Consider the following 21,948-nt stretch of genomic DNA (forward strand, 5'->3'; position numbering starts at 1 on the left):
CGCTCAGGGGGCTCAGGGGACTCGGGCGGCTCAGGCGGCGAGGATCGCCTGGAGGCGTGCGCGGCATTCGGCGACGAAGGCGGGAAAGGTGTGCCAGTAGTAGGAGATTCCGCTGACGCCCACCGCGATGGCCCAGGCGCGAGCGCGGATCCAGGTCGGCTCGTCGAGATCCAGGGCGTCCCAGTAGGCCCGCCGTGCCGGTCGCGGCAGGTCCCAGACCGTGGCGTGCTCGGCGTCGGGAAAGCCGACCGAGAGTCCCCCGAAGTCGATGACCGCGTGCAGTTTGCCGTCCCGGACCAGGAGGTTGCTCGGTTTGAGGTCGCCGTGCAGCCATACGTGAGGTCCGCTGGGGTCGGGCAGTGCGAGCGCGGTCCGCCACATCCGCTCCAGCGTGTCGATGTCGAGCTCGGCACCCACGGTGGTCCGGCACGCGTCGAAGGACTCGCCGACCCACTCGTCGCACGGCGCCAGGCTGCCGCCGCGGTACCAGCCGAGGCCGTCCGCGCGGGTCGCGCCCATGAGGTCGACACCGTGCAGTTCCTTGACGAAGGCCGCCAGGTCGGCCCCGAACGCGGACCAGTCCCGGACGGTGTCCGGACCGGCCTCGGCGCCGTCGATCCAGCGCTGCACCGACCACACCACCGGGTAGGCGTCGGTGGGCGTCCCGGCGTGCACCGGCTCGGGAACCGGCCACGAAAGGAAGGGCGCCAGCCTCGGAAGCCACTCCTGTTCCTTCCGTACGGCCTCTCCGTTCGCGGCGGTGCGCGGTAGCCGCGCGAGCAACTCGCCGCCCACCCGGTACATGACGTTGTCCGTACCCGCACCCGCGGCGGCCAACGGCAGCCTTCCCCACTCGGGACGCTGCGCCCTCAGCAGCGACCGGACCAGCGTCTCGTCGACCGGGATCTCACCCTCGTGCAGCGCCACGTCCGGCAGGGCCTCGGACTGCACGTTGGGGACAACACGACGAACGGCCACCGAATACTCCTGGCGAGAGATGACGTCAGATGACACCAGGAGTACTACGTCGCACTCGCCGCCGCACGCCCTTTTTGCAGCCGCACGCCCTTTACGGGGCCGAGGCGCAGGCGGTCAGTATCGGACAGGAGTGGACAGTGCCGGGCTCCTGACGGTCTGGAAAGTGGACAGCGGTCCGCACGAGCGTGTGCGGCATGCCCCTCGAACGCACACAGACAGGCCCGGCGCCGCGCGCTCCCCGACCGGGCGCCGTGCTCGCGGCGCTCGCCGCGGCCCAGTTCATCATCATGGTCGCCACGTCGATCGTGAACGTGGCGCTGCCGCACATCCGCTCCGGGGTGGGCCTGTCGGACAGCGGGACCACCTGGGTGGTCAACGCCTACAGTCTGGCGTTCGGGGCTCTGCTGCTGGCGGGCGGACGTGCCGCCGACCTCCTGGGCCGCCGCCGGGTGCTGATCGCCGGTCTCGCGCTGTTCGCGGGCTCCTCGCTGGCGGCCGGACTGGCCGCTTCCTCCGGTGTGCTGATCGCCGTCCGGGCCGTCCAGGGCGTGGGCGCGGCCGCCATCGCCCCGGCGGCGCTCGCCCTGACCATGGAACTGTTCCCCTCCGGTCCCGGGCGGGGCAGGGCACTGGGCGTGTGGGGCGCGGTCTCCGGCGCGGGAGGTGCGTGCGGCGTCCTGCTGGGCGGTGTCCTCACCCAGGCGGGGGGCTGGCCCTGGATCTTCTACTGCGTCGCCCTCGGGGCCGTGCTGGTGCTGGCCGCGGTGGCGGCCCTCGTCCCACGGGCGGCGGGCCGGGAGTCCGGGCGGTTCGACCTGCTGGGCACCGCCACGGTCAGTCTTGCCCTGACCTGCCTGGTCTGGGGGCTGACCACCGCACGCGGCGCCGGCTGGACGGACACCGGTGTGCTGGGCGCCCTGTTCGCCTCCGCCGTACTGCTCGCGGTCTTCGTCGTGATCGAGCGCCGCCGCCCGGACGCGCTCATACCGCCGCGCCTGTTCACCACCGGCCGGGTCGCCGCGGGCAACCTGCTGATGGCGCTGATGGGCTCCGTATGGATCGCCCTGTTCGTCTTCCTGTCGCTCTACCAGCAACAGGTCCTGGGAATGGACCCGCTGGCCACGGGCCTGGGCCAACTTCCCTTCGCCACGGCCAACATGCTCGGCGCCACGCTGGCACCGCGCATCTCCCGGCGGATCGGCGCCGGGGCGACCGTGATCGCGGCCCTGCTCACCGAGGCCGGCGGAATGCTGTGGCTGTCCCGGATCAGCGCCCACGGCAGCTACCTCACCGACGTCCTCGGCCCCACCACTCTGATCGGCCTGGGCCTGAGCATCGCCTTCGTCCAGATGACCGCCCTGTCCGTCGAGGGCGTCCCCACACAGGACGCCGGGCTGGCCGGAGGACTGGTCAACACCACCCGCCAGGTCGGTGGCGTGATCGGACTCGCGGTCCTGACCACCCTGGCGGGCTCCGTCACCGCCCACGCCGCCGGAGACACACCTCACCTGGAAGCCGTCGCCGCCGGATACCGCGCCGCCTTCGGCGCCTCCGCCGCGATCCTCGCGGCCACCGCGATCCTCGCGCTGCTCCTCACCCGCGCTGCCGGAAGCCGACGGACCGCCACCGCCCCCGCCATCGCCGAGGCCCCGGCCCCTGACCGCCCGTCCTCCCCCCTCCCGTCCTCGTCCCTGCCCCCGCCGCACGCGACATCACGACCCGGCCCGCCCGGGACCCGGACCTCGAACGGGCAGAGCCCGACGGCCCGCTGATGCCCACACCGAACAGACCTTTCGCCGCCCCGTCACATCCACTCACCAGAGAAGAGATTCCTGTCATGCCGGCTGAGAAGAAGCCCTACCTGACCGGTCACTACACCCCCGTCGCCGACGAGATCACCGCCACCGAGCTCACCGTCGAGGGCAACCTGCCCCCCGAGCTGACCGGACGACTGCTCCGCAACGGCCACAACCCCAAGCCCGGCGTCACCCCGACGCACTGGTTCAAGGGCAGCGGCATGGTCCACGGCATCCGGCTGCGCGAGGGACGCGCCGAGTGGTACCGCAACCGCTGGGTGCACACCCCCGCCCTCGAAGGCGCCCCCTACATGACCGAGCGCGGCCCGGACCTGACCGCCAGCCCCGCCGGCACCCACATCATCGAGCACGCCGGACGACTGCTCGCCCTGTGCGAGGCGAACCTCCCCTTCGAGCTCACCCCTGAGCTGGAGACGGTCGGCGCCTTCGACTTCAACGGCAAGCTGCGCACCGCGATGACCGCGCACCCCAAGGAGGACCCGGTCACGGGCGAACTCCACTTCTTCGCGTCGTCGCCCGTCCCGCCGTTCCTGACGTACTACGTCTCCGACGCCAAGGGCGAGATCGTCCACAGCGCCGAGATCCCGGACGCGACCGCCTCCCTCAAGCACGACTTCGCCATCACCCGCCACCACGTGGTCTTCATCGAGGGCAACGTCACCTTCGACCCGACCGAGCACTCGGGCATCCCGTACGGCTGGAGCGACCAGCACCCGTCCCGTATCGGGGTCATGCCGCGCGGCGCGGACGGTGCCCGGAACATCCGCTGGTTCTCCATCGAGCCGGGCAACATGCTGCACGTCTCCAACGCCTACGAGGACGGCCAGGGCCGCATCGTCCTGGAGGGCCCCACCGTGGACCGCGAGGGCTTCCACCTCTCCTGGAACTGGTGGGTCGGCGCCCCCGGTCGCGGCTCCGAGCCCAACGCGCGCTCCTACACCCGCCGCTGGGTCATCGACCTGACCGCCGGTGCCGTCGACGAGCACATCATCGACGACCTCGCGGTGGAGTTCCCCACCCTCAACGAGGACTACCTGGGCGTCGAGAACCGCTACCAGTACGCCATCTCCTTCCCCGACGAGCGCGGCTTCGGCGGCTACGGCGTCGTCAAGTACGACCGCACCACCGGCGCCCGCCGCATCCACCAGGTCGGCGACGCCCGTCTGCCCAGCGAGGCAGTCTTCGTCCCCGCCGCCGGAGCCACCCACGAGGACGACGGCTACCTCCTGACCGTCGTCTCCGACCTCAAGCAGGACGCCTCCCAGCTCCTGGTCCTCGACGCGTCCGGCCTCGACCAGGTGGCCACCGTCCACCTCCCCCGCCGGGTGACCGCCGGAATCCACGGCTCCTGGGTCCCCGACACCGAACTGGACGGCCCCACCGCAGCCTGACCACCACCCCGCCGGCAGACGGAGGGCAACTGACCGGAGGGCGGCGCGACACTCCCCGCGCCGCCCTCTGTCAGTCCTTGCCCGCCCCCGGTCAGAAAGCCGGGCCGGCCGCGACGGCATAGCCGATCGCGGTGGCCGCGTCGGCGATGCCCGCCAGGGTCGCCTTGGCGTTCAACGCCATGACCACATCCCGGGTCAGTGGGCGCAGGGCATACACATGGCGCACCGCGTCGAGGTCGACCGGGACCTCGTAGTAGTCCTCGGCGAACTTCTGGAATGCCTCGGGCGACGGGTCGACCAGCAAGTGGAACAGCCAACCCGAGCCGTCCGGGTCGGAGCTTTCCTCGGGGAAGTCGATCTCTCCGGCCTGCCAGTGCCCGCTTCCCGCCTCACGCCACATGCAGGCCGTCACCCGGGGCATCCCGTCGTCCGTGAAGGCCGGCTCTTCGACGCAACCGCGGAACACCTCGGGGACCGAGTCCACGACGCCCGGCCAGGGCTCGTCGTCGACATACGGGCTCATCGCCGACTCGTGGTCGAAGCCTCGGACATACGCGCCCGCCGGAGAGAAGACGACGTCGAACTCGTCCCCCGAGCCGTTGCGCATGGAGGCGATCTCCTCGGTCTCGGACCAAGCCCCGCCGAACGAGTAGCAGCGCTCGCCGTCGGGGTTCAGCACGGCCTCCAGCATGGCTATCGACCGACACCGGTCCCGCAACGTCGGAATATCCGGAAGCGCCTCGGCAACATCGTGAACGGTCATGGCACCCATCCAAGCGCCTCTCCCGAGGCCCTGAGTACGGCATCCGTCGTCGAGGACCCAGGCCGGGCACTGCTGACGACAACTGGCCGCACATATGGGTGGGTTGTGGGTGAGTTGTGGTGCCCCGTCTCACTCGACCGAGCCGTCTTCTCGTCGCCGGAGTCGACGCCGACCCGTCAGACTGTTCTTCCATGGCGAGTAGCTTGATCACGACAGTCATCGCAATTTGCGGCACCCTGCTCGGCAGTGGTCTGACGGCGTTCGCGGCCGCTCGGACCGAGCGGCGCCGGAGCGAAGCCCAGGAGCGGCAGCAAATACGGGAAGAGGCTGTGCGTGATCGCATTCAACATCGCGAACTGCGTGTCGAACACCGGAAATGGCGCAGGGATCGCAGGCAAGCTGCCTATCAGGGCTTGCTGGATGCCGCCCATGAGGCTGAGGGGGCCATCTGGCAGCTGGGGCGGCTGACGCTGGAACCGTTCGACCAACACCGCTATGACATCAGGCGGGGCGCGGCCATCGACGCAGTGCGCGCGACGCGCCGCGCAGCCGACGCGGTTCAGCTGGAAGGACCGGCTGACGTGGCCCAGTTCGCCGCGGAATATGCCAACGCCATGGATCGGAACATCGAGCCGCCGATCGAGGCTCTGATGCAGCTGAGCAAGGGGCCGCTGAGCGAGGATCAGCGGGAGCGATACCGCTCAACTGCTTCCGAGGCGAATGCCCTCGTGGAGGGATGCCGGCAACGTTTCGTTCCGGCGGCGCGCCATGCGCTGGACGAGTTGATCAACGACGTCGATTAGCGGATGCGCATCCCAACGGTCGAGAGGGCGTGGAGTTGAGCGTCATGTCGACGGCCGGGTGAGTTTGGCGGCCCCGGGAGTTGGCCCTGACGGAGACGTACTGGCCGGTGGCCCGCGCTGGCTCGGCCGACGCCACAGCACCAGCCCGAAGCAGCCTGCGCAACCGACCTGACTCGCCTTGATCCGCCTTCCACCGAACCCGACACGGTCACCATGACCGTGCTCCTGCAACTCCAACAACAGCTCGTGGACCTGCTCACGACGAGCGGCCCCGAAACGGCCATGAGCGCGGGTGCACCGGTCCCCGCCGCCCACTACTTCGCCGACCTGCGCGCCACGGTCGCCATGGTCTTCCGAACCTGGCCCGTCGCCCGCGAGTACGCCAGCACACCGTCCCTGGCCGCCGCCCTCGACACGGAGCACACCTCCCGCATCGCGCAGGCCGAGCCCCCGCTCAACACCCCCGGCAAGAAGAAGACCTCCAAGCCTTACACCGCACCGCCCGCGAACTCACTGGCCGCCGGGGCCGTCCTGGACATCGCCTCGCAGCTTCTCCAAGCTGCCGACCCGCACGAAGCGCGCAAGCGTCTGACCCCGCTCGTCCAGCGACTACGCGACGCCGACCGGGCTCTCAGCACCTACCTGCGACGCCCCGCATGGATCTCGCAGCCCTTGCGGGCTGCCGTCAAGGACAACTGGCCAGCCGGAGAGGAACTCGCCGCATGACCACTCGCATCCGAGCGTCAGCCCGGCCACGGCAGCACGGTGAGCTCCGGCCACTCGTCTCTCCAGCGCTCCGCCTTGGCCTCATAGACCTCCCGAGGGGCAAGCACCGGGTTGGGCCGGATCACGAGGTTGAACATGTCGGACAGCCCGTGGGGCGCATAGACGCGCCACCCGCCGTCGGGGTCCAGGCGCACCCCCAGACAGCACGTCGTCGCGGCGAACGAGTCGATCGCGGCCTCGGTGGACTCGTGCGGCGGGCAGGGCACGCCGAATTTCTGCTCGTACCAGAGATGCACACGGGCCTCGTTGCGGATTTCCACCTCGGCCGGCAGCCCGGCGAACACCTCCCGACCCGCCTTGATCACGGCATCCTCCGCCTCCCAGGACAGGTCGGCGCCGTCGAAGTAGAAGATGTCGTAGTCCTTGATTCCGCTGGTCGGGGGCCTGTCGGTGACCACGTTCCACACCGTCTGGAACAGGCAGCCCGCCGTCACATACCAGCCGGGCAGCTCCAGCCTCGCTGCCCTGGCCAGCACGTCGGTCAGGACCTCGTTCCGGGAGAGCACGGACCGAAAGCCATCGAGCTGCTCAACGAGAGGGAGTCGACCAAGCATCCGTACTCCCTATCACGAACATCCCCTCTCACAGGGCGCGTTGGCCGCAAGCAGGCATCCCAGCCCCAGAGGCGAGAGAGGTCAGGACTGCGCGCTCCGGAACGCGAGATACCGGCTGAAGGCTTCGTGGCTGTCGGGGGTGAAGCGCCACTCCAGCAGGGCCGACCGCAGCTCCGGCTCGGTCAGCCAGCCATGCCAGGCGACCTCATCAGGATCAGGGACCACGGCGTCCGGCACCACGGCTTCGTGCACGCCGAGCCAGTGAGGGCTCAGACCGCTGCGGTTGACGAACGTGAACAGCAGGCGCGGCAACGCACGAATGCCCAGCTCTTCGGCCAGCTCCCGCGCGGCGGCCTGTTCATAGGACTCGCCTACATTTGCGGCGCCACCGACCTCGACCTCATAGAACCCGGGGGAGCGCGATACCTGCTCCGCCCGCCGGTGGACGAGGATCCGGCCACGATCATCACGACACACCGTCACGGCGACCCGATGCAGCCAACCCTCCCGGATGGCCTCCCTACGGGTGACCACCCCCACTACGCGATCTTGACCGTCGACACGCTCCACCAATTCATCCACGACGGACACCCTGGCAGAGCCCACCGACAACGCTGGGATCCATCTCAAGTGACCTGGCCTGATGCGTCGTTGATCTCAGTTGATCTGGTTCGCCATCCTGATCGCTGCACTACTCTGTCGAGCCATGAACGCGGACCGCTGGTTGGCAGACACCCGGACCTCCTACGACACGGTCGCGGTCAGCTATGCCGACCAACTGCGCGAGGTTCTGGCTGGGAAACCGTATCTTCGAGCGGCTCTGACGTTGTTCGCCGACTTGGTGCACGCTGCCGGCGGCGGGCCGGTGGCAGACGTGGGCTGCGGACCGGGACACGTCACCACTCACCTGCACGGGCTGGGCGTGGACGCGTTCGGCATCGATCTCTCACCCGTGATGATCGACGTCGCTCGGCGCGACCACCCCGGCCTGCGGTTCGAAGTCGGCTCGATGACGGACCTCCACCTCGCCGACGCTTCGCTCGTCGGCCTGCTCGCCTTCTGGTCGTTGATTCACGTCCCCGACGAAGCAGTGCCCACGGCCTTCGGCCACTTCCGGCGCGTGTTGCGTCCCGGCGGACCACTGCTGCTCGGCTTTCACGTCGGCGACGGGGCGAGGCTGAAGACGCAGGGCTACGGCGGCCACTCGATGAACGTCCACGTTCACCGCCGCCAGCCTGACCAAGTGGCGGCCTGGCTACGCGATGCCGGATTCACCGTCGAGGCTCAAATGCTGATCGACCCCGACGAGAGTGTTCCAGGTGCGGTCCTCTTCGCACGCCGTCAGTCCTAGCCACGCCAGCGGTCCGGTTGCGGCCGACGGCGCGGCGAAGTCGAACCACATCAACTGAGCAGCCTTTGGCATCCGCTCGCCCGGGACCACATCACTTGAGATTCCTGGCTTCCCCACATCTCAACTGAACTGGTCGCCGCGGGTCAGCGACCCGACTCGGAACCAGATCATTTGAGACCGGACACGGCCGACCCGCAGAAGCCGACCCGAGAGCACCTGCACCAGGGGACCGGACGCGGATGACGACGGATGTCCTGCCAAATACGACACCTATCGTGCTCAGGCTCACCCGCCCACACCCGGGCTCGACACGCTTTTGCAAGCAAGGTGCTTGCAATTGTTAGCGGGGGTGCGGCAAGGTGGGGGCATGGCATCGCTCAACGTCGGCAATCTCGGTGAGTATCTGCGCGAACAGCGGCGCAACGCGCAGCTGTCGCTCAGGCAGCTCGCCGACGCCGCCGGGGTGTCGAATCCGTACCTGAGTCAGATCGAGCGCGGGCTGCGCAAGCCGAGCGCGGAGGTGCTTCAGCAGGTCGCCAAGGCGCTGCGCATCTCCGCCGAGACGCTGTATGTCCGTGCCGGGATCCTGGACGCCGAGCGGGACATGGACGAGGTGGAGACGCGCGCCGTCATCCTCGCCGATCCCACGCTCAACGAGCGGCAGAAGCAGGTGCTTCTCCAGATCTACGAGTCCTTCCGCAAGGAGAACGGATTCGCGGGCGAGGGTGACGACACCGCCGTGCGAGGCACCCGCACGGCCGACGCGGACGATGCCAGAGACTCCGGTCCACAGCGGACGGCCGGTTAGCCGTACCGGGAAGTCAGCCCCGGCCGCCGCGCCGCGGACCTCAGAACCCTCAGCCGAATGTGAATCCGGGAGGACCCTCACCATGGCCATCACCGACGATCTGCGCAAGACCTTCAGCGACCCGACCCCCCTCTACTTCGCGGCCGGTACCGCCGATCTGGCGATCCAGCAGGCCAGGAAGGTGCCCGGCCTGGTCGAGCAGCTGCGCACCGAGGCCCCGGCCCGTATCGAGGCCGTGCGCAACACCGACGCCAAGGCCGTGCAGGAGAAGGCCGCCGCGCGCGCCAAGGAGGCCGGTGTCAGGGCGAAGGAGGCGCAGGAGGCGCTCCAGACCCGGGTCAGCGGGTTCATCGGCGCCCTGGACGGCGACCTGAAGAAGCTCAGCGAGTCCGCCCAGGACCTCGCCCTGCGCGGTGTCGGCGTCGCCGCCGAGTACGCCGTCAAGGCCCGTGAGACCTACGAGAAGGTCGCCGAGCACGGCGAGCAGGCCGTGAAGACCTGGCGCGGCGAGGCCGCCGAGGAGATCGAGGAACTCGCCGTCGCCGTCGAGGGCAAGGTGGAGCCGGCCACGACCACGGTCAAGGCCGAGCCGAAGCCCGCCGAGGCCCAGGCCGGATCCGCCGGTACCGCCGAGGCGAAGAAGCCCGCCGGCCGCAAGACCCCGGCCCCGCGCAAGGCGGCCGCCAAGAAGAGCACCCCGCCGCCGTCCAAGTAGGCCAGGCAAGAACGACGGGCATGCGCGCGGGCCGGGCACCTCAGGGGTGCCCGGCCCGTTGTACGGGTACGGTGGCCGCGTAGGGCGGTACGGGACGGGAGAGATCGGGCGGTGGCGGCATGCTGATGTTGGGCTTCGCGGGATTCCTGGGACTGCTGAAGATCGTCCTGATGGCCCTGGCCGCGTTCGGGCTGTTCGACGCCGCGTTCCGGCGTGAGGACGCCTTCCGCGCGGCGGACAAGCAGACCAAGCCGTTCTGGCTGGTCATCCTGGCCATCGCGCTCGTGGTGAGCTACCTCTTCTCGATCCTCTCGTTCCTGCCCATCGCGGGCGTGATCGCGAGCATCGTGTACATCGTCGACGTGCGGCCCGCGGTCAAGCGGCTCTCCGGCGGCGGGCGCGGCTGGGGCCGCGGCGGCCGGGGAAGCAGCAGCGACGGCCCGTACGGCCCGTACAACGGCGGCCGCTGACCCCAACCCAAGGCCCCGGGGAAGGTTCCTCGGGGCTCGGCTCAGGGCGTGCGGTCCAGCAGGACCACCGCCACGTCGTCCGTCAGCTCCCCGCCGTTGAGGTCCCGGGCCTCGTGGACCGCGGCCCGCAGCAGGTCCTCGCCGTGCAGTCCGGCGGCCAGCTGGCGGCGGATCATCCGCACCATGCCCTCCTGGCCCAGGCGGTCCCCGCCCGCGCCGACGCGGCCTTCGATCAGGCCGTCGGTGTAGAGCATCAGGCTCCACTCGGCGCCCAGCTCCACCTGCGTCCGGGGCCAGCGGGCGCCCGGGAGCAGGCCGAGGGCGGGGCCGTTGTTGTCGTGCGGGAGCAGTTCCGCGAGCCGGCCGGGGCGGGCGATCAGCGGGGCCGGGTGGCCGGCCAGGCACAGGCCGGCCCGCCGGCCGTCGGGGGAGATGTCCACGGTGCAGAGCGTCGCGAAGATCTCCTCGTCCGACCGCTCGTGCTCCAGTACCTCCTGGAGCGTGCTGAGCAGCTGGTCGCCGCAGAGCCCGGCCAGCGTCAGCGTGCGCCACGCTATGCGCAGCTCCACACCGAGCGCGGCCTCGTCGGGGCCGTGGCCGCAGACGTCGCCGATCATGGCGTGCACGGTGCCGTCGGGCGTGCGCACGGTGTCGTAGAAGTCGCCCCCGAGCAGCGCGCGTGACCGGCCGGGCCGGTAGCGCGCGGCGAACCGCAGCGACGAGCCCTCCAGGAGGGGCGTCGGCAGCAGGCCGCGCTCCAGGCGCCGGTTCTCCTGCGCGCGCATCCGGCCCTCGGCCAGTCGGCGCTCGGCCGTGTCGGACCGCTTGCGCTCCACGGCGTAGCGGATGGCACGGCTCAGCAGCCGTCCGTCGAGTTCGTCCCGGAAGAGGTAGTCCTGGGCACCCACGCGTACGGCCTCGGCGCCGCGCTCGGCGTCACCGGAGGCGGTGAGGGCGAGGACGGCCTGTCGGGGCGCGAGCTCCAGTACGTGCTTGAGTACGGCCAGCTCGTCGTCGCCGTCGGCGGTCCGGCCGGGGGCCGGGAGCGCGAGGTCCAGCAGGATGCAGTGGACGTCGTCGGTGAGCAGCCGCTCGGCCTCGGTGAGGTTCCGTGCGGTACGCACGCGGATCGGCTTGCCGTTCGCGTCGTGCAGCTCGGGCACCACCGGCCAGCCGGCCGGGTCGTCCACGATCAGCAGCAGGGTGAGAGTGGTGCCGGCCACGGTGTTGTTCGTGTGGGTGGCGGCGGCGGTCTCGATGCGGTTGGCCTCTTCCTTGAGGGGGCCGCCGGATGCGGCCTGCGCCTGACCACTCTCCACGGCCGGGATCGCTCTCTGCCGCGGTACGGGTACGGGCATCTGTCGGTTTCCTTCCCTCCCCCCGAGGGCATGGCGGGGCGAGGGACCTCGACCCACCGACCGGGACCATAGCGGCATCGGCCGCCGCAACGGAATGGTGTGAGCCGCGTCGCTCGGTTACTGGCCACTGTCATATGCCGCGTTTCGTAACGCAGTTGGACAGGTCGGAACGGCGGAGGGGATGACGAAGGTCACGTCATGTCCGGTTTCGGGCCCACGTTGGCCGTGCGCTCGGTCACATGGGCCGGGTCGCGGCACGGCCGTCCCGCCCGTCTTCCAGGCGTCCGGTCCCGTACGCCGGTCCCGTACGCCGGTCTCACGCGCCCGGTCTCACGCGTCCGGCCGCACCACACCGAGGATCGGCATCTCGCCCGCCCCGGCGAGTGTCACCGTGCGGCCGGGGCGCGGGGCGTGGATGATCGCGCCGCCGCCGACGTACATCGCCACGTGGCTCGCGTCGCTGAAGTAGATGATCAGGTCGCCGGGGCGCATGTCCTCGACGGCCACGTGCTTCAGCTGCCGCCACTGCTCCTGCGAGGTACGCGGGATGGGGCGCCCGGCTTTCTCCCAGGCCTGTGAGGTCAGACCCGAGCAGTCGAACGCGTTGGGCCCCTCGGCGCCCCACTCGTAGGGCTTCCCTATCTGCTGGGTCGCGAACTCGACCGACTGCTTGCCCTGCTCGGACGCCTTGCCGTTGATGTCCTTGAGGATGCCGCTGTCCAGCCAGGCGGTCTGGGCCTGGTGGGCGGCCTCCTTCTCCAGCGCGGCGAGACGCTCCTTCTGCTTCTTCTCCAGCCGGGACTCGAGCTTCTCGGCGGCCGAGATCTGCTTCTTGATCGTCTCCTGGGCGGCGGCCTTGGCCTTGCGGTTGGCCTCCAGCTTGTCCCAGCGGTCGGAGGCGTCCGTGGCGTACTGCTTCAAGTCCTCCTGCGTGCGGGTCATTTCCCCGATCAGACCCTTGGCCGCCCGCTGACCCTGGAGCACCCGCCCCGCGCCGTCCAGGAACTGTCGCGGGTTGTCGCTGAATATCAGCTGGGCCGTGGGCGGCAGCCCGCCCGTGCGGTACTGGGCGCGGGCCGCGGCGCCCGCGCGGTTCTTGAGGTCGTCCAGCCTCGCCTGGCCCGCGACGATCTTCTTCGCCAGCTCCACGATCTCGGCGGATTGCTTCTCGGTCTTCTCCTGCGCCGCGTTGTACGCGTCGGTCGCCACGGCCGCGTCGTGGTAGAGCGTGTCGAGCTTCTCGCGGACGGCTTCGAGGTCCCTGTCGGCCGGAAGCGTCGCGGTCGTGCTGCCGGTGGGCGAGGCTTTCGGGCTCGGGTCGGCGAACGCCGTACCGGGTGCCGCCAGTACGGTCACCGCGCAGACCACGGTCACGGCCACCGCGATAAGGCCGCGCTTGCCGGTGCCCATACTCGGTCCCCCAACTGATTTCTCGTCAGTAACTTTCGGTCGCCCGGGGGATCGTGCCACGTCGCGGCGTAAAGCGACAGACGTGATACCCGGTGTGTCCTCGCACTTTCCGCTCCGGGCGTGACGATCTCCCGCCCCTGTGACGAACGGCGCGTGAAGATCGTTCCCCGTGCGGCCGGACGGCCGCCGAATCAGCTCCGGGGCGCCAACGCCCCCCACGCCACCGTCACTTCGCCCTGCCGCCAACGCGCGGCCGTGTCCGTCACCGGCCAGTCGGCGGTCAGGTCGCGCACCGCGCGGATCCACCGCTGGCGGGCGCCGTAGGAGGCGTAGGGCGCGGCGGCGGCCCACGCGCGGTCGAAGTCGCGGAGGAAGGCGTGCACCGGCTCTCCCGGCACATTGCGGTGGATCAGCGCCTTGGGGAGGCGTTCGGCGAGGTCGGACGGCTGCTCCAGGGAGCCCAGCCGGGTCGCGAAGGTGACCGTCCGCGGCCCCTCGGGACCGAGCGCGACCCACACGTGCCGCCGTCCGATCTCGTCGCAGGTCCCCTCCACGAGCAGCCCGCCGCCGGAGCTGCCGCCGGAACCGGCACCGGAGCCGCCGCGGGAACCGCCACCTGAACCGGCGTCGCCCGGCGCGAGCCGCGCGCACAGCCGCTGCCACACCGCGCTGACCTCGCCCTCGTCGTACTGCCGCAGCACGTTGGCGGCCCGGATGAGATACGGCCGCCCCGGGACCGGGATCTCGAAGCCGCCGTGCCGGAAGACCAGGCCCTCGCGCTCGTACGGCTTCGCCGCGGCGACCCGCTCCGGCTCGATCTCCACGCCGACCACGCGCGCGCGGGGCGCGACGGAACGCAGCCGGCCGAGCAGTTCGACGGCGGTCCAGGGGGCTGCGCCGTAGCCGAGGTCGATCGCGACGGGGTCGGCCGCGCGGCGCAGTTCGGCCCCGTGGACGGCGGTGATCCAGCGGTCCATGCGCCGCAGGCGGTTGGGGTTGGTCGTGCCGCGCGTCACCGTTCCCACGGGGCGGGCGGTCGCGCGGGCTGTCATACGTACGAGGGTATGCGGCCCGGAACGGGGAACTTTCGCTTGTGTCGAACGGTTGAGCGGTCGATGGTAATGATTCGGTAAAGCCGCGCGGGAGGGAGTTGATCGGGAAATGGAGCGGCCACGTCCGGCGTTGCAGCCCCTTGGAGGGCGGTCCAGGCCCTCCCACCGGCATGCCCGCAGCAAGGAGGAACGCCACGTGAGCCAGTACGTCAGCAGGCTCGGGCGTCGCTCTCCGGCGGCCCCCTCGCGGCTCAGGCTGCACCGCAGGCCCCGCCGCGTCGCCATGCTCTCCGTACACACCTCACCGCTCCACCAGCCCGGCACCGGCGACGCCGGCGGCATGAACGTCTACATCGTGGAGCTGGCCCAGCGCCTCGCCGCGATCAACATCGAGGTCGAGATCTTCACCCGGGCCACTGCGGGCGGCCTGCCGCCCACCGTCGAGCTCAGCCCGGGCGTCCTCGTCCGGCACGTCGACGCGGGCCCCTACGAGGGACTGGCCAAGGAGGAGCTCCCGGCCCAGCTGTGCGCCTTCACGCACGGTGTGATGCAGGCCTGGGCCGGCCACCGCCCCGGCTACTACGACCTCGTCCACTCCCACTACTGGCTCTCCGGCCACGTCGGCTGGCTCGCCGCCGAGCGCTGGGGCGTCCCCCTGGTGCACGCCATGCACACCATGGCCAAGGTCAAGAACGCGCGCCTGGCCGACGGCGACACCCCCGAACCCGCCGCCCGTGTCATAGGCGAGACCCAGATCGTCGCGGCCGCCGACCGGCTCATCGCCAACACCGCCGAGGAGGCCGACGAACTGGTCCGGCACTACACGGCCGACCGGGCCAAGGTCGCCGTGGTCCACCCCGGCGTCAACCTGGAGCGCTTCTGCCCCCTGCCCCAGGGCACAGGCAACCCGGCCGACATCTCCGTCGGCACCTCTGTGGGCACCTCCGCCGACGTCTCCGCGGGCCGTGCCGCCGCCCGCGCCCGCCTGGGCCTGCCCCGGGACGCCCTGATCCCGCTCTTCGCGGGCCGTATCCAGCCCCTCAAGGCCCCCGACGTGCTCCTGCGCGCGGTGGCCGCCCTGCTCGACGAGCGCCCGGAGCTGCGGTCGAGGATCGTCGTGCCGATCGTCGGCGGCCCGAGCGGCAGCGGCCTCAGCAAGCCCGAGGGCCTCCAGAAGCTCGCCGCGCGGCTCGGCATAGCCGACGTCGTCCGGTTCCGCCCGCCGGTCGGGCAGGAGCAGCTCGCCGACTGGTTCCGGGCCGCGTCCGTTCTCGTCATGCCCTCCTACAGCGAGTCCTTCGGGCTGGTCGCGATAGAGGCGCAGGCGGCGGGCACCCCCGTGCTGGCCGCCGCGGTCGGCGGCCTCCCGGTGGCCGTGCGGGACGGCGAGACCGGCTTCCTGGTCCACGGCCACGACCCGGCCGACTACGCGCGCGTACTGCGCCGCTTCGCCGACGACCCCGCCCTGCCGGACCGCATGGGCGAGGCCGCCGCCCGGCACGCCCGTTGCTTCGGCTGGGACACCGCGGCCGCCGCCACCGCCGAGGTGTACCTGGCCGCGACCCAGTCCCACCGCCGTCGCGTACGCTCCCACCATGGGTGACGGCGACAAGGCGACGCAGGTGGTCGAGGGCTTCCTGAAGGACGCCGAACTCGACTGGGAGAGCCCCGAGCCCGGCACCTACGTCGTCAAGCTCCCCGGCACCCGCAAGCTCTCCACCACGGTGTCCCTCCTCGTCGGCCGCCACACCCTCTCCCTGAACGCCTTCGTGATCCGCCACCCCGACGAGAACGAGCCCGCCGTCCACCGCTGGCTCCTGGAGCGCAACCTCAAGCTGTACGGAGTGAGTTACGCCGTCGACCGGCTCGGCGACATCTACGTCACCGCCCGCCTCCCCCTCACCTCCGTCACCCCCGACGACCTCGACCGCCTCCTGGGCCAGGTTCTGGAGGCCGCGGACGGCAGCTTCAACACCCTCCTCGAACTCGGCTTCGCCTCCGCGATCCGCAAGGAGTACGCCTGGCGGGTGTCACGCGGCGAGTCCACCCGCAACCTGGACGCGTTCACCCACCTGATCGAGCGCTCCGGGGAAGTCCCCGGCAAGTAGCGGGCCTTCGGCGCGCGGCCCTGCATCCGGTCGGCTTCACGCGGTGCGGACCTCGGCCGCCGCGTCGGCTTCGGCATCGACATCGCCCACGGCGAGGGCGACCGGCGCCGGTTCCTTCCTGGGCAGACGGCGCATCAGGGTGCTGTAGCCGAGCGCCGCCGCCGTACCGACCGCCGCGCATGTGGCCCACAGCCAGCCCGCGCCGAGCCTGTCGATCACCACGCCGGACATGAGCGGAGCGACCAGCGCGGCGAGCGCCCACGACATGTTGTACATGCCCTGGTAGCGGCCGCGGCCGTGTACGGGTGAGAGGCGGACCACGAGGCCGGTCTGCATCGGGGCGTTGATCATCTCGCCGATCGTCCACACGCAGATCGTGAGCGCGAAGACGGCGACCGAGCCGGCGAACGCCGTGAGGCCGAAGCCGTATCCCGCGAGGAGCGCGGAGACGATCAGGAGGCGGCGCGGGTCGCGGTGTTCGATGGCACGGGTGAGGGGGATCTGCAGGGCGACGATCAGGACGCCGTTGACGGCGATGGCGGTGCCGTAGTCGGCGGGCGAGAAACCCGCCGTACCCATCGCCACGGGCAGTCCCACCGCGCCCTGCTGGAAGACGAGCGCGACGAGGAAGGACAGTCCGACCACGGCCATGTACCGGCCGTCGCGCAGCACCGTGCCCAGGCTGATGTCCTCCTCCGCCCCCCGGTCGACCGGCTCGGGGCGGGACTCGGGGATCTTGGCGAAGACGACGACCGCGCAGGCCGCCGTCATTCCGGCCTCGATCAGAAAGCCCGCCAGGTAACTGACCTCGGCGATGAAGCCGGCGGCGACGGAGGAGACGGCGAAGCCGAGGTTGATCGCCCAGTAGTTCAGGGAGAACGCTCGTACCCTGTCCTCGGGCCTGACGATGTCCGCCATCATCGCCTGCACTGCCGGCCGGGACGCGTTCGAGGTCAGACCGACCAGGAAGGCCACGGCGGCGATGGAGACCGGGTCGCGCACGCACCCGAGCAGTGCCACCGACGCGGCCGTCGCGGACTGGGCGACCAGCAGCGTCGGCCGCCGCCCCAGCCGGTCCGCCATCACACCTCCGCCGAGCGAGGCCACGACCCCGCCGAGCCCGTGCAGCGAGGCGACCAGGCCGGCGTACGACGCGCTGTAGCCGCGGTCGAGGGTCAGATACAGCGCCATGAAGGTGGCGACGAAGGCGCCGAGCCGGTTGACGAGGGTGCTGGTCCACAGCCACCAGAACTCGCGGGGGAGACCGGAGACGGTTTCCCGGGCGGCGCGTCTCAGGCTGGCCAACGACATGGGTCCCCCCGGGACAAGCGCGATGTAAGTAGCTTCTCTGAGTCTGACACCTTACGAAGAGACAGCACGGCCGAGCCACTTGTTTTTGAACGCTCCGGAGATTTGCGAAGTGACTGTAAGATCAGCCTATTTGTGAGACGGGTGTGTTGGCCGGGGGGCCAGGGACGCCGGAGAGCGGTGCACGTTCCGTCTCGGGTACTTGGGGAGGGTCCAGTTGGCTCGTCACGCCTTTGCGCGTCCAGGTCTTGTCGCCGTCACAGCGGTCGTATCTCTGTCGCTGGCTGTCGGTCCGGCCTCCTGGACCGCTTCCGCCGATGCCGGGACGTTCAGTACGACCACGATCGCCGCGACCATGCGCGTCACACCGGGCTTCGGCCAGGTGATGAGCGTGGGACCTTCCGGGTTCCTGCACTCAGCCATTACCGCGAACGGTCCCTCCGGACTGGAATGGACGAACGCGGACGGCTCGACCCGAAAGCTCGCGGGCACGCATCCGTTCGACCCTGTGGAGTACTACGGCACGGCATCGGACGTCGTGGCGCTGCCGCCCAAGGAGGGCGCGGGCGACGTGCTGCTGCGGAACATGGTCACCGACGAGACCACAACCGTAACTGTCCCCAAGGGGCAGGTGTACGCCAGAACGATCGGGACCACCGTGGTGGCCATCGGCGGAGGCACCGAGGGGAAGTGGACCGAGCTTCATCTGCTGAGCAATGAGGACGGGACCACGGTGGACCGTCGTGTGGCAGGCCTTCCGGAGGGAGCCCACTTCACCAGTCTCGGCCGGGCCGGCGTCCATGGGTTCCTCATGCCTCTGACGATCCCCGGGGAAGACGTCGGACCGTACGCCTGGGTCGATCTCCGTACCGCGGAAGTCACGGTTCTGCCGTACGGCACGGTGTACGCGAATTCCGTGGTGACCGCTCATCACCTGGTCACCCCCAGGGTCGGCGGCGGCGTCCGGATCTATGAGCAGGGCCGGTTCGACACCCCCCTGCGCGAGGTTCCGGTCAGCCTCAAGGACGCCAAGGTTCTCGGCGTCGTCGGCGACTCGTTGATCGTGGGCCGTTATGACTCCTCGCTCGGCGGGAAGGAGGCCCAAGCGTCCATCTGGAGGGTCGTGGCCGTCCCCTTCGACGGCTCCGGCGAGCGGACGCTGCTCGCCCGTGCAGTGGCGGACCGCGTCGCCGTCCGGCCGGACGGCGGCCTTCAGATCGTCGGCGGCCAGTCCGCGGAGGACTACGGCTACCAGGACATCACTGCCGGGGCTGACGCCGTACCGCACACGACTCGTGTGCTCCGCATCCTGCCGGTCCCGATGCAACTCCAGCGGCTGGCGCTGGATCACGGCACCGTCACGACCCTGGAGTACGGCGATCGATCCACCTCCGCGTACCAGCGCCCGCTCACCGGAGTCGCGCCCGGATACGGCGAACGTGTGCGGGTCGGCAGCCTGCCGGTCCCTTACGGCAAGTGCAGTTCCTTCTACGGCCTGTGTCCCGAGTTGTATCCCACCGGGGACGGCCGGACCGTGTACCGCGGGGTAGTGAGCGAGGGAGACGCCTGGCAGCCGAAGCTGTTCGTCGTGGGCAAGGGCGAGGCGTTTCCCGGCGCCCCGATCGAAACGGGCCTCCAGGATTCCTTCAATTCCGCCGATCCTCAGATGACGATCCTCGGGGCGTCCGGGAACCTGGTGCTGGTCGCCGGGAGCCCTGCGGGCGGCGGCAGGGAACTCCGGGTCGTCGACATCGACTCCGGCAAGGTCCTGCACAAGGAGCCGTACCAGAAGAGTGCGATCTGGGGGACCACCGTGTGGTCCTCGGCCGCGAGCGGCACGGTGACCGCCAAGGACGCGCGCACCGGGACCTCGCTGACATCCCTCGTGGTGGGCACCGGGTGTTCCTCCATGGTCGATCTGCAGGCTGTCGGCCGATGGCTGTACTGGAAGTGCAACGTAGGCGACGCTCCGAACGCTGCAGGCGTCTACGACCTCCAGTCCAGGAGGAGCATCCCGCTTCCCTCCGCGGGGCAGGCCCACCTCGGCGACGGTGTCGTCGCCGTCCGGGGAGATCAGGAGCGGCTGACTGTCTACGGCCTGCAGACCGGGGCGGCCGTCCAGCGGTGGACGACCGACGCCGCGGGGCTCGTGGCGCTCGACCCGCACAACGGCGATCTCGCGTACTCCACGCTGGACCAGGCCGTCCATGTCCTGAGCACCGGGCGACCCCAGGCGGCGCTGGTCTCCCCCTACCGGAACGTCGCCGCGCGGGTGGAGACGGACGCGACACCGCTCGCCTGGCGCGGCGAATGGTGGCTGTCCGAACCGGCGGCTGCCTGGAAGGTGGAGATTCGCCACAAGGCCACGGGCCGTGTGGTTGCCACGCGCAGCGGCGGACCGGCCGCGTACTCGATCGCGACTGCATGGGACGGCCGTGGCACGACGGGCGGACTGCTTCCCAACGGCTCGTACACCTGGACGCTGACGGCTGTGCCGGCGGACGGGCAGGGCGCGGCGCTGATCCAGTCCGGCACGGTCCGGCTGACGGGTGGCGTGGCGGTGTGGCGGGACCACGTCGGCGGCTCGTCGCTGCCCGACGGTGCCGGCGACCTCCTGACGCTGAGCTCCTCGGGATCGCTCACCTTCCACCAGGGGGACGGGGCCGGGAAGCTCTCCGGGCAGGTGTCGGCGAGTGGCTGGTCGACCTCGGTCAGAGCCGTGCCGTTCGGCGACCTCAGCGGCGACCGCTGCAACGACGTCCTGGTCCGGCTGAGCAACGGCGCCCTGCGCCTGTACAAGCCGGTCTGCGGGGCGGCGCTGAAGCCGTCGACGCCGTACACGACCCTCGCCGGCAGCGGCTGGGCCCAGTACGACGTCCTGACCGCGCCGGGTGACGTGACCAAGGACGGCCGCCCCGACCTGATCACCCGCAACGCCTCCACGGGCGCCGTCTACCTCTACAAGGGCACCAGCACCGGCAAGCTGTCCTCCCCCGTCAAGCTCTACGGCAACTGGAAGGCTTACAAGAAGATCGTCGGCGCCGGAGACCTCAACGGCGACGGCATCGGCGACCTCCTCCTCCAGGACAAGGCCAACAACCTCTACCGCCTCAACGGCACCGGCAAGGGAACCTTCACCTCCCGGGTGAAGACCGCCGGCAACTGGGGCGGCTCGTACAACGCGGTCGTCGGCGTCGGGGACATCACCGGTGACGGCAGGGCCGACATCGTCGCCCGGGACACCCGGGGGAACCTCTACCGGCAGAACGGCACCGGCAAGGGCACCTTCGGCTCCCGTACGAAGATCGCGAGCGGTTGGGCCGGCTACAAGGGGCTTTCCTAGCGCCGCCGTGCCGCCTGTCACGCCCCCGGCGAGGAAATCGCTGCGGGCGTGACTGCTCGGCGCTGCCCACCGCCGGTGGCTCTCACAGGGCGTGGATTACGCTCTGGGGCATGGCCGACGCACCGTACAAGCTGATCCTCCTCCGCCACGGCGAGAGCGAGTGGAACGCGAAGAACCTGTTCACCGGCTGGGTGGACGTCAATCTCAACGAGAAGGGCGAGAAGGAGGCAGTCCGCGGCGGCGAGCTTCTGAAGGACGCCGATCTGCTGCCCGACGTGGTCCACACGTCCCTCCAGAAGCGCGCGATCCGCACCGCCCAGCTCGCACTGGAGTCGGCCGACCGCCACTGGATCCCCGTCCACCGCAGCTGGCGCCTCAACGAGCGGCACTACGGCGCGCTCCAGGGCAAGGACAAGGCGGCGACCCTCGCCGAGTTCGGCGAGGACCAGTTCATGCTCTGGCGCCGCTCGTACGACACCCCGCCCCCGCCGCTCTCCGACGACTCCGAGTTCTCCCAGGCGAACGACGCGCGCTACGCGACGATCCCGCCGGAGCTGCGTCCCCGCACGGAGTGCCTGAAGGACGTCGTCGGCCGCATGCTCCCGTACTGGTACGACGCCATCGTCCCGGACCTGCTCACCGGCCGCACGGTCCTGGTCGCCGCCCACGGCAACAGCCTCCGCGCCCTGGTCAAGCACCTGGACGGCATCTCCGACGCCGACATCGCGGGCCTGAACATCCCGACCGGCATCCCCCTGTACTACGAACTCGACGCCGACTTCCAGCCGGTCACCCCCGGCGGCAAGTACCTCGACCCGGCCGCCGCGGCGGCGGCGATCGAGGCGGTCAAGAACCAGGGCAAGAAGAAGTAAGCCCGTACGTATAAGCCCCCTACCTGCGGGTTCTCCGCTGGTAGGGGGCTTTTGGGTGAGG

20 protein-coding genes are annotated in these 21,948 nt (G+C 70.4%); 12 read left to right on the forward strand and 8 right to left on the reverse strand.

Annotated features, from left to right (window positions below):
* Window positions 1-30: 30 nt before the first annotated feature.
* Entirely contained in the window at window positions 31-927 is an 897-nt protein-coding gene (locus ACIPK3_RS14505; protein ID WP_402570178.1) for an aminoglycoside phosphotransferase family protein, read from the reverse strand.
* 245 nt (window positions 928-1,172) lie between these two features.
* On the opposite strand from ACIPK3_RS14505, the gene ACIPK3_RS14510 reads away from it, so the two are divergent.
* Both ACIPK3_RS14510 and ACIPK3_RS14515 read left to right on the forward strand, forming a co-directional pair.
* Window positions 1,173-2,750, forward strand: a complete 1,578-nt coding sequence (locus ACIPK3_RS14510; protein WP_402569555.1) for an MFS transporter — start codon at window positions 1,173-1,175, stop codon at window positions 2,748-2,750.
* Window positions 2,751-2,815: 65 nt separating this feature from the next.
* Window positions 2,816-4,186, forward strand: coding sequence for a carotenoid oxygenase family protein (locus ACIPK3_RS14515; RefSeq protein WP_402569557.1), 1,371 nt, complete (start codon window positions 2,816-2,818; stop codon window positions 4,184-4,186).
* A gap of 91 nt (window positions 4,187-4,277) precedes the next feature.
* On the opposite strand, the gene ACIPK3_RS14520 is transcribed toward ACIPK3_RS14515, so the two are convergent.
* Entirely contained in the window at window positions 4,278-4,949 is a 672-nt protein-coding gene (locus tag ACIPK3_RS14520; RefSeq protein ID WP_402569559.1) for a hypothetical protein, read from the reverse strand.
* A 203-nt stretch (window positions 4,950-5,152) separates the two neighbouring features.
* Between ACIPK3_RS14520 and ACIPK3_RS14525 the strand changes: the two genes are divergently transcribed.
* Together ACIPK3_RS14525 and ACIPK3_RS14530 are read left to right on the forward strand one after the other, a co-directional pair.
* Window positions 5,153-5,752, forward strand: coding sequence for a hypothetical protein (locus tag ACIPK3_RS14525; protein WP_402569561.1), 600 nt, complete (start codon window positions 5,153-5,155; stop codon window positions 5,750-5,752).
* Window positions 5,753-5,965: 213 nt separating this feature from the next.
* Window positions 5,966-6,478, forward strand: coding sequence for a hypothetical protein (locus tag ACIPK3_RS14530; RefSeq protein ID WP_402569563.1), 513 nt, complete (start codon window positions 5,966-5,968; stop codon window positions 6,476-6,478).
* 17 nt (window positions 6,479-6,495) lie between these two features.
* Here ACIPK3_RS14530 and ACIPK3_RS14535 read toward each other — a convergent pair whose 3' ends face one another.
* Together ACIPK3_RS14535 and ACIPK3_RS14540 are read right to left on the reverse strand one after the other, a co-directional pair.
* Window positions 6,496-7,092 (reverse strand): nucleotidyltransferase family protein, encoded by a 597-nt coding sequence (locus ACIPK3_RS14535; RefSeq protein ID WP_402569565.1) that lies wholly within the window; start codon window positions 7,090-7,092, stop codon window positions 6,496-6,498.
* A gap of 81 nt (window positions 7,093-7,173) precedes the next feature.
* A complete protein-coding gene (locus ACIPK3_RS14540; RefSeq protein WP_402569567.1) occupies window positions 7,174-7,683 on the reverse strand; it encodes an NUDIX hydrolase in 510 nt (169 codons plus the stop codon).
* Window positions 7,684-7,798: 115 nt separating this feature from the next.
* On the opposite strand from ACIPK3_RS14540, the gene ACIPK3_RS14545 reads away from it, so the two are divergent.
* From ACIPK3_RS14545 to ACIPK3_RS14560, 4 genes are all read left to right on the forward strand, one after another.
* Window positions 7,799-8,443, forward strand: a complete 645-nt coding sequence (locus ACIPK3_RS14545) for a class I SAM-dependent methyltransferase (RefSeq protein ID WP_402569569.1) — start codon at window positions 7,799-7,801, stop codon at window positions 8,441-8,443.
* 367 nt (window positions 8,444-8,810) lie between these two features.
* Window positions 8,811-9,251, forward strand: a complete 441-nt coding sequence (locus ACIPK3_RS14550) for a helix-turn-helix domain-containing protein (RefSeq protein WP_402569571.1) — start codon at window positions 8,811-8,813, stop codon at window positions 9,249-9,251.
* 82 nt (window positions 9,252-9,333) lie between these two features.
* Window positions 9,334-9,966 (forward strand): hypothetical protein, encoded by a 633-nt coding sequence (locus ACIPK3_RS14555; protein WP_402569573.1) that lies wholly within the window; start codon window positions 9,334-9,336, stop codon window positions 9,964-9,966.
* A 119-nt stretch (window positions 9,967-10,085) separates the two neighbouring features.
* A complete protein-coding gene (locus tag ACIPK3_RS14560) occupies window positions 10,086-10,436 on the forward strand; it encodes a DUF2516 family protein (RefSeq protein ID WP_402569575.1) in 351 nt (116 codons plus the stop codon).
* A 41-nt stretch (window positions 10,437-10,477) separates the two neighbouring features.
* On the opposite strand, the gene ACIPK3_RS14565 is transcribed toward ACIPK3_RS14560, so the two are convergent.
* The 3 genes from ACIPK3_RS14565 to ACIPK3_RS14575 all read right to left on the reverse strand — a co-directional run bounded on the left by ACIPK3_RS14565 (window position 10,478) and on the right by ACIPK3_RS14575 (window position 14,256).
* Complete coding sequence (locus ACIPK3_RS14565; protein WP_402569577.1) at window positions 10,478-11,794, reverse strand: PP2C family protein-serine/threonine phosphatase; 1,317 nt, start codon at window positions 11,792-11,794, stop codon at window positions 10,478-10,480.
* Window positions 11,795-12,124: 330 nt separating this feature from the next.
* The gene (locus ACIPK3_RS14570) at window positions 12,125-13,204 is read right to left on the reverse strand and encodes an NlpC/P60 family protein (protein WP_402569579.1); all 1,080 of its coding nucleotides are present in this window, start codon (window positions 13,202-13,204) and stop codon (window positions 12,125-12,127) included.
* A 191-nt stretch (window positions 13,205-13,395) separates the two neighbouring features.
* Window positions 13,396-14,256: a class I SAM-dependent methyltransferase gene (locus tag ACIPK3_RS14575; protein ID WP_402569581.1), complete on the reverse strand. Its 861-nt coding sequence runs from the start codon at window positions 14,254-14,256 to the stop codon at window positions 13,396-13,398.
* A 196-nt stretch (window positions 14,257-14,452) separates the two neighbouring features.
* Here ACIPK3_RS14575 and ACIPK3_RS14580 point away from each other — a divergent pair, with 196 nt between their 5' ends.
* Together ACIPK3_RS14580 and ACIPK3_RS14585 are read left to right on the forward strand one after the other, a co-directional pair.
* Window positions 14,453-15,859 carry a glycosyltransferase gene (locus ACIPK3_RS14580; protein ID WP_402569582.1) on the forward strand — a complete coding sequence of 469 codons (1,407 nt, stop codon included), beginning with the start codon at window positions 14,453-14,455 and terminating at the stop codon, window positions 15,857-15,859.
* Window positions 15,852-16,364: a YbjN domain-containing protein gene (locus ACIPK3_RS14585; RefSeq protein WP_402569584.1), complete on the forward strand. Its 513-nt coding sequence runs from the start codon at window positions 15,852-15,854 to the stop codon at window positions 16,362-16,364. The genes ACIPK3_RS14580 and ACIPK3_RS14585 overlap by 8 nt, the downstream gene beginning before the upstream one ends.
* Window positions 16,365-16,400: 36 nt before the next feature.
* Here the strand turns inward: ACIPK3_RS14585 and ACIPK3_RS14590 are convergent, their stop codons facing one another.
* Entirely contained in the window at window positions 16,401-17,675 is a 1,275-nt protein-coding gene (locus ACIPK3_RS14590) for an MDR family MFS transporter (protein WP_402569586.1), read from the reverse strand.
* A 352-nt stretch (window positions 17,676-18,027) separates the two neighbouring features.
* On the opposite strand from ACIPK3_RS14590, the gene ACIPK3_RS14595 reads away from it, so the two are divergent.
* Complete coding sequence (locus ACIPK3_RS14595) at window positions 18,028-21,015, forward strand: FG-GAP-like repeat-containing protein (protein ID WP_402569588.1); 2,988 nt, start codon at window positions 18,028-18,030, stop codon at window positions 21,013-21,015.
* 110 nt (window positions 21,016-21,125) lie between these two features.
* Window positions 21,126-21,887, forward strand: coding sequence for a phosphoglyceromutase (locus ACIPK3_RS14600; RefSeq protein WP_402569589.1), 762 nt, complete (start codon window positions 21,126-21,128; stop codon window positions 21,885-21,887).
* Window positions 21,888-21,948: the final 61 nt, after the last annotated feature.

The sequence above is a fragment of the Streptomyces sp. NPDC086787 genome, from assembly GCF_044745865.1.
Lineage (GTDB): Bacteria > Actinomycetota > Actinomycetes > Streptomycetales > Streptomycetaceae > Streptomyces.

What these genes read in the sequence shown, in the direction of transcription:
- ACIPK3_RS14515 (WP_402569557.1), top strand. Translation starts at nt 2,816, where the DNA reads ATGCCGGCTGAGAAGAAGCCCTACCTGACCGGTCACTACACCCCCGTC.
- ACIPK3_RS14550 (WP_402569571.1), top strand. Translation starts at nt 8,811, where the DNA reads ATGGCATCGCTCAACGTCGGCAATCTCGGTGAGTATCTGCGCGAACAG.
- ACIPK3_RS14570 (WP_402569579.1), bottom strand. Translation starts at nt 13,204, where the DNA reads ATGGGCACCGGCAAGCGCGGCCTTATCGCGGTGGCCGTGACCGTGGTC.
- ACIPK3_RS14560 (WP_402569575.1), top strand. Translation starts at nt 10,086, where the DNA reads ATGCTGATGTTGGGCTTCGCGGGATTCCTGGGACTGCTGAAGATCGTC.
- ACIPK3_RS14545 (WP_402569569.1), top strand. Translation starts at nt 7,799, where the DNA reads ATGAACGCGGACCGCTGGTTGGCAGACACCCGGACCTCCTACGACACG.
- ACIPK3_RS14595 (WP_402569588.1), top strand. Translation starts at nt 18,028, where the DNA reads ATGCGCGTCACACCGGGCTTCGGCCAGGTGATGAGCGTGGGACCTTCC.
- ACIPK3_RS14590 (WP_402569586.1), bottom strand. Translation starts at nt 17,675, where the DNA reads ATGTCGTTGGCCAGCCTGAGACGCGCCGCCCGGGAAACCGTCTCCGGT.
- ACIPK3_RS14510 (WP_402569555.1), top strand. Translation starts at nt 1,173, where the DNA reads ATGCCCCTCGAACGCACACAGACAGGCCCGGCGCCGCGCGCTCCCCGA.
- ACIPK3_RS14600 (WP_402569589.1), top strand. Translation starts at nt 21,126, where the DNA reads ATGGCCGACGCACCGTACAAGCTGATCCTCCTCCGCCACGGCGAGAGC.
- ACIPK3_RS14535 (WP_402569565.1), bottom strand. Translation starts at nt 7,092, where the DNA reads ATGCTTGGTCGACTCCCTCTCGTTGAGCAGCTCGATGGCTTTCGGTCC.
- ACIPK3_RS14575 (WP_402569581.1), bottom strand. Translation starts at nt 14,256, where the DNA reads ATGACAGCCCGCGCGACCGCCCGCCCCGTGGGAACGGTGACGCGCGGC.
- ACIPK3_RS14565 (WP_402569577.1), bottom strand. Translation starts at nt 11,794, where the DNA reads ATGCCCGTACCCGTACCGCGGCAGAGAGCGATCCCGGCCGTGGAGAGT.
- ACIPK3_RS14520 (WP_402569559.1), bottom strand. Translation starts at nt 4,949, where the DNA reads ATGACCGTTCACGATGTTGCCGAGGCGCTTCCGGATATTCCGACGTTG.
- ACIPK3_RS14585 (WP_402569584.1), top strand. Translation starts at nt 15,852, where the DNA reads ATGGGTGACGGCGACAAGGCGACGCAGGTGGTCGAGGGCTTCCTGAAG.
- ACIPK3_RS14530 (WP_402569563.1), top strand. Translation starts at nt 5,966, where the DNA reads ATGACCGTGCTCCTGCAACTCCAACAACAGCTCGTGGACCTGCTCACG.
- ACIPK3_RS14555 (WP_402569573.1), top strand. Translation starts at nt 9,334, where the DNA reads ATGGCCATCACCGACGATCTGCGCAAGACCTTCAGCGACCCGACCCCC.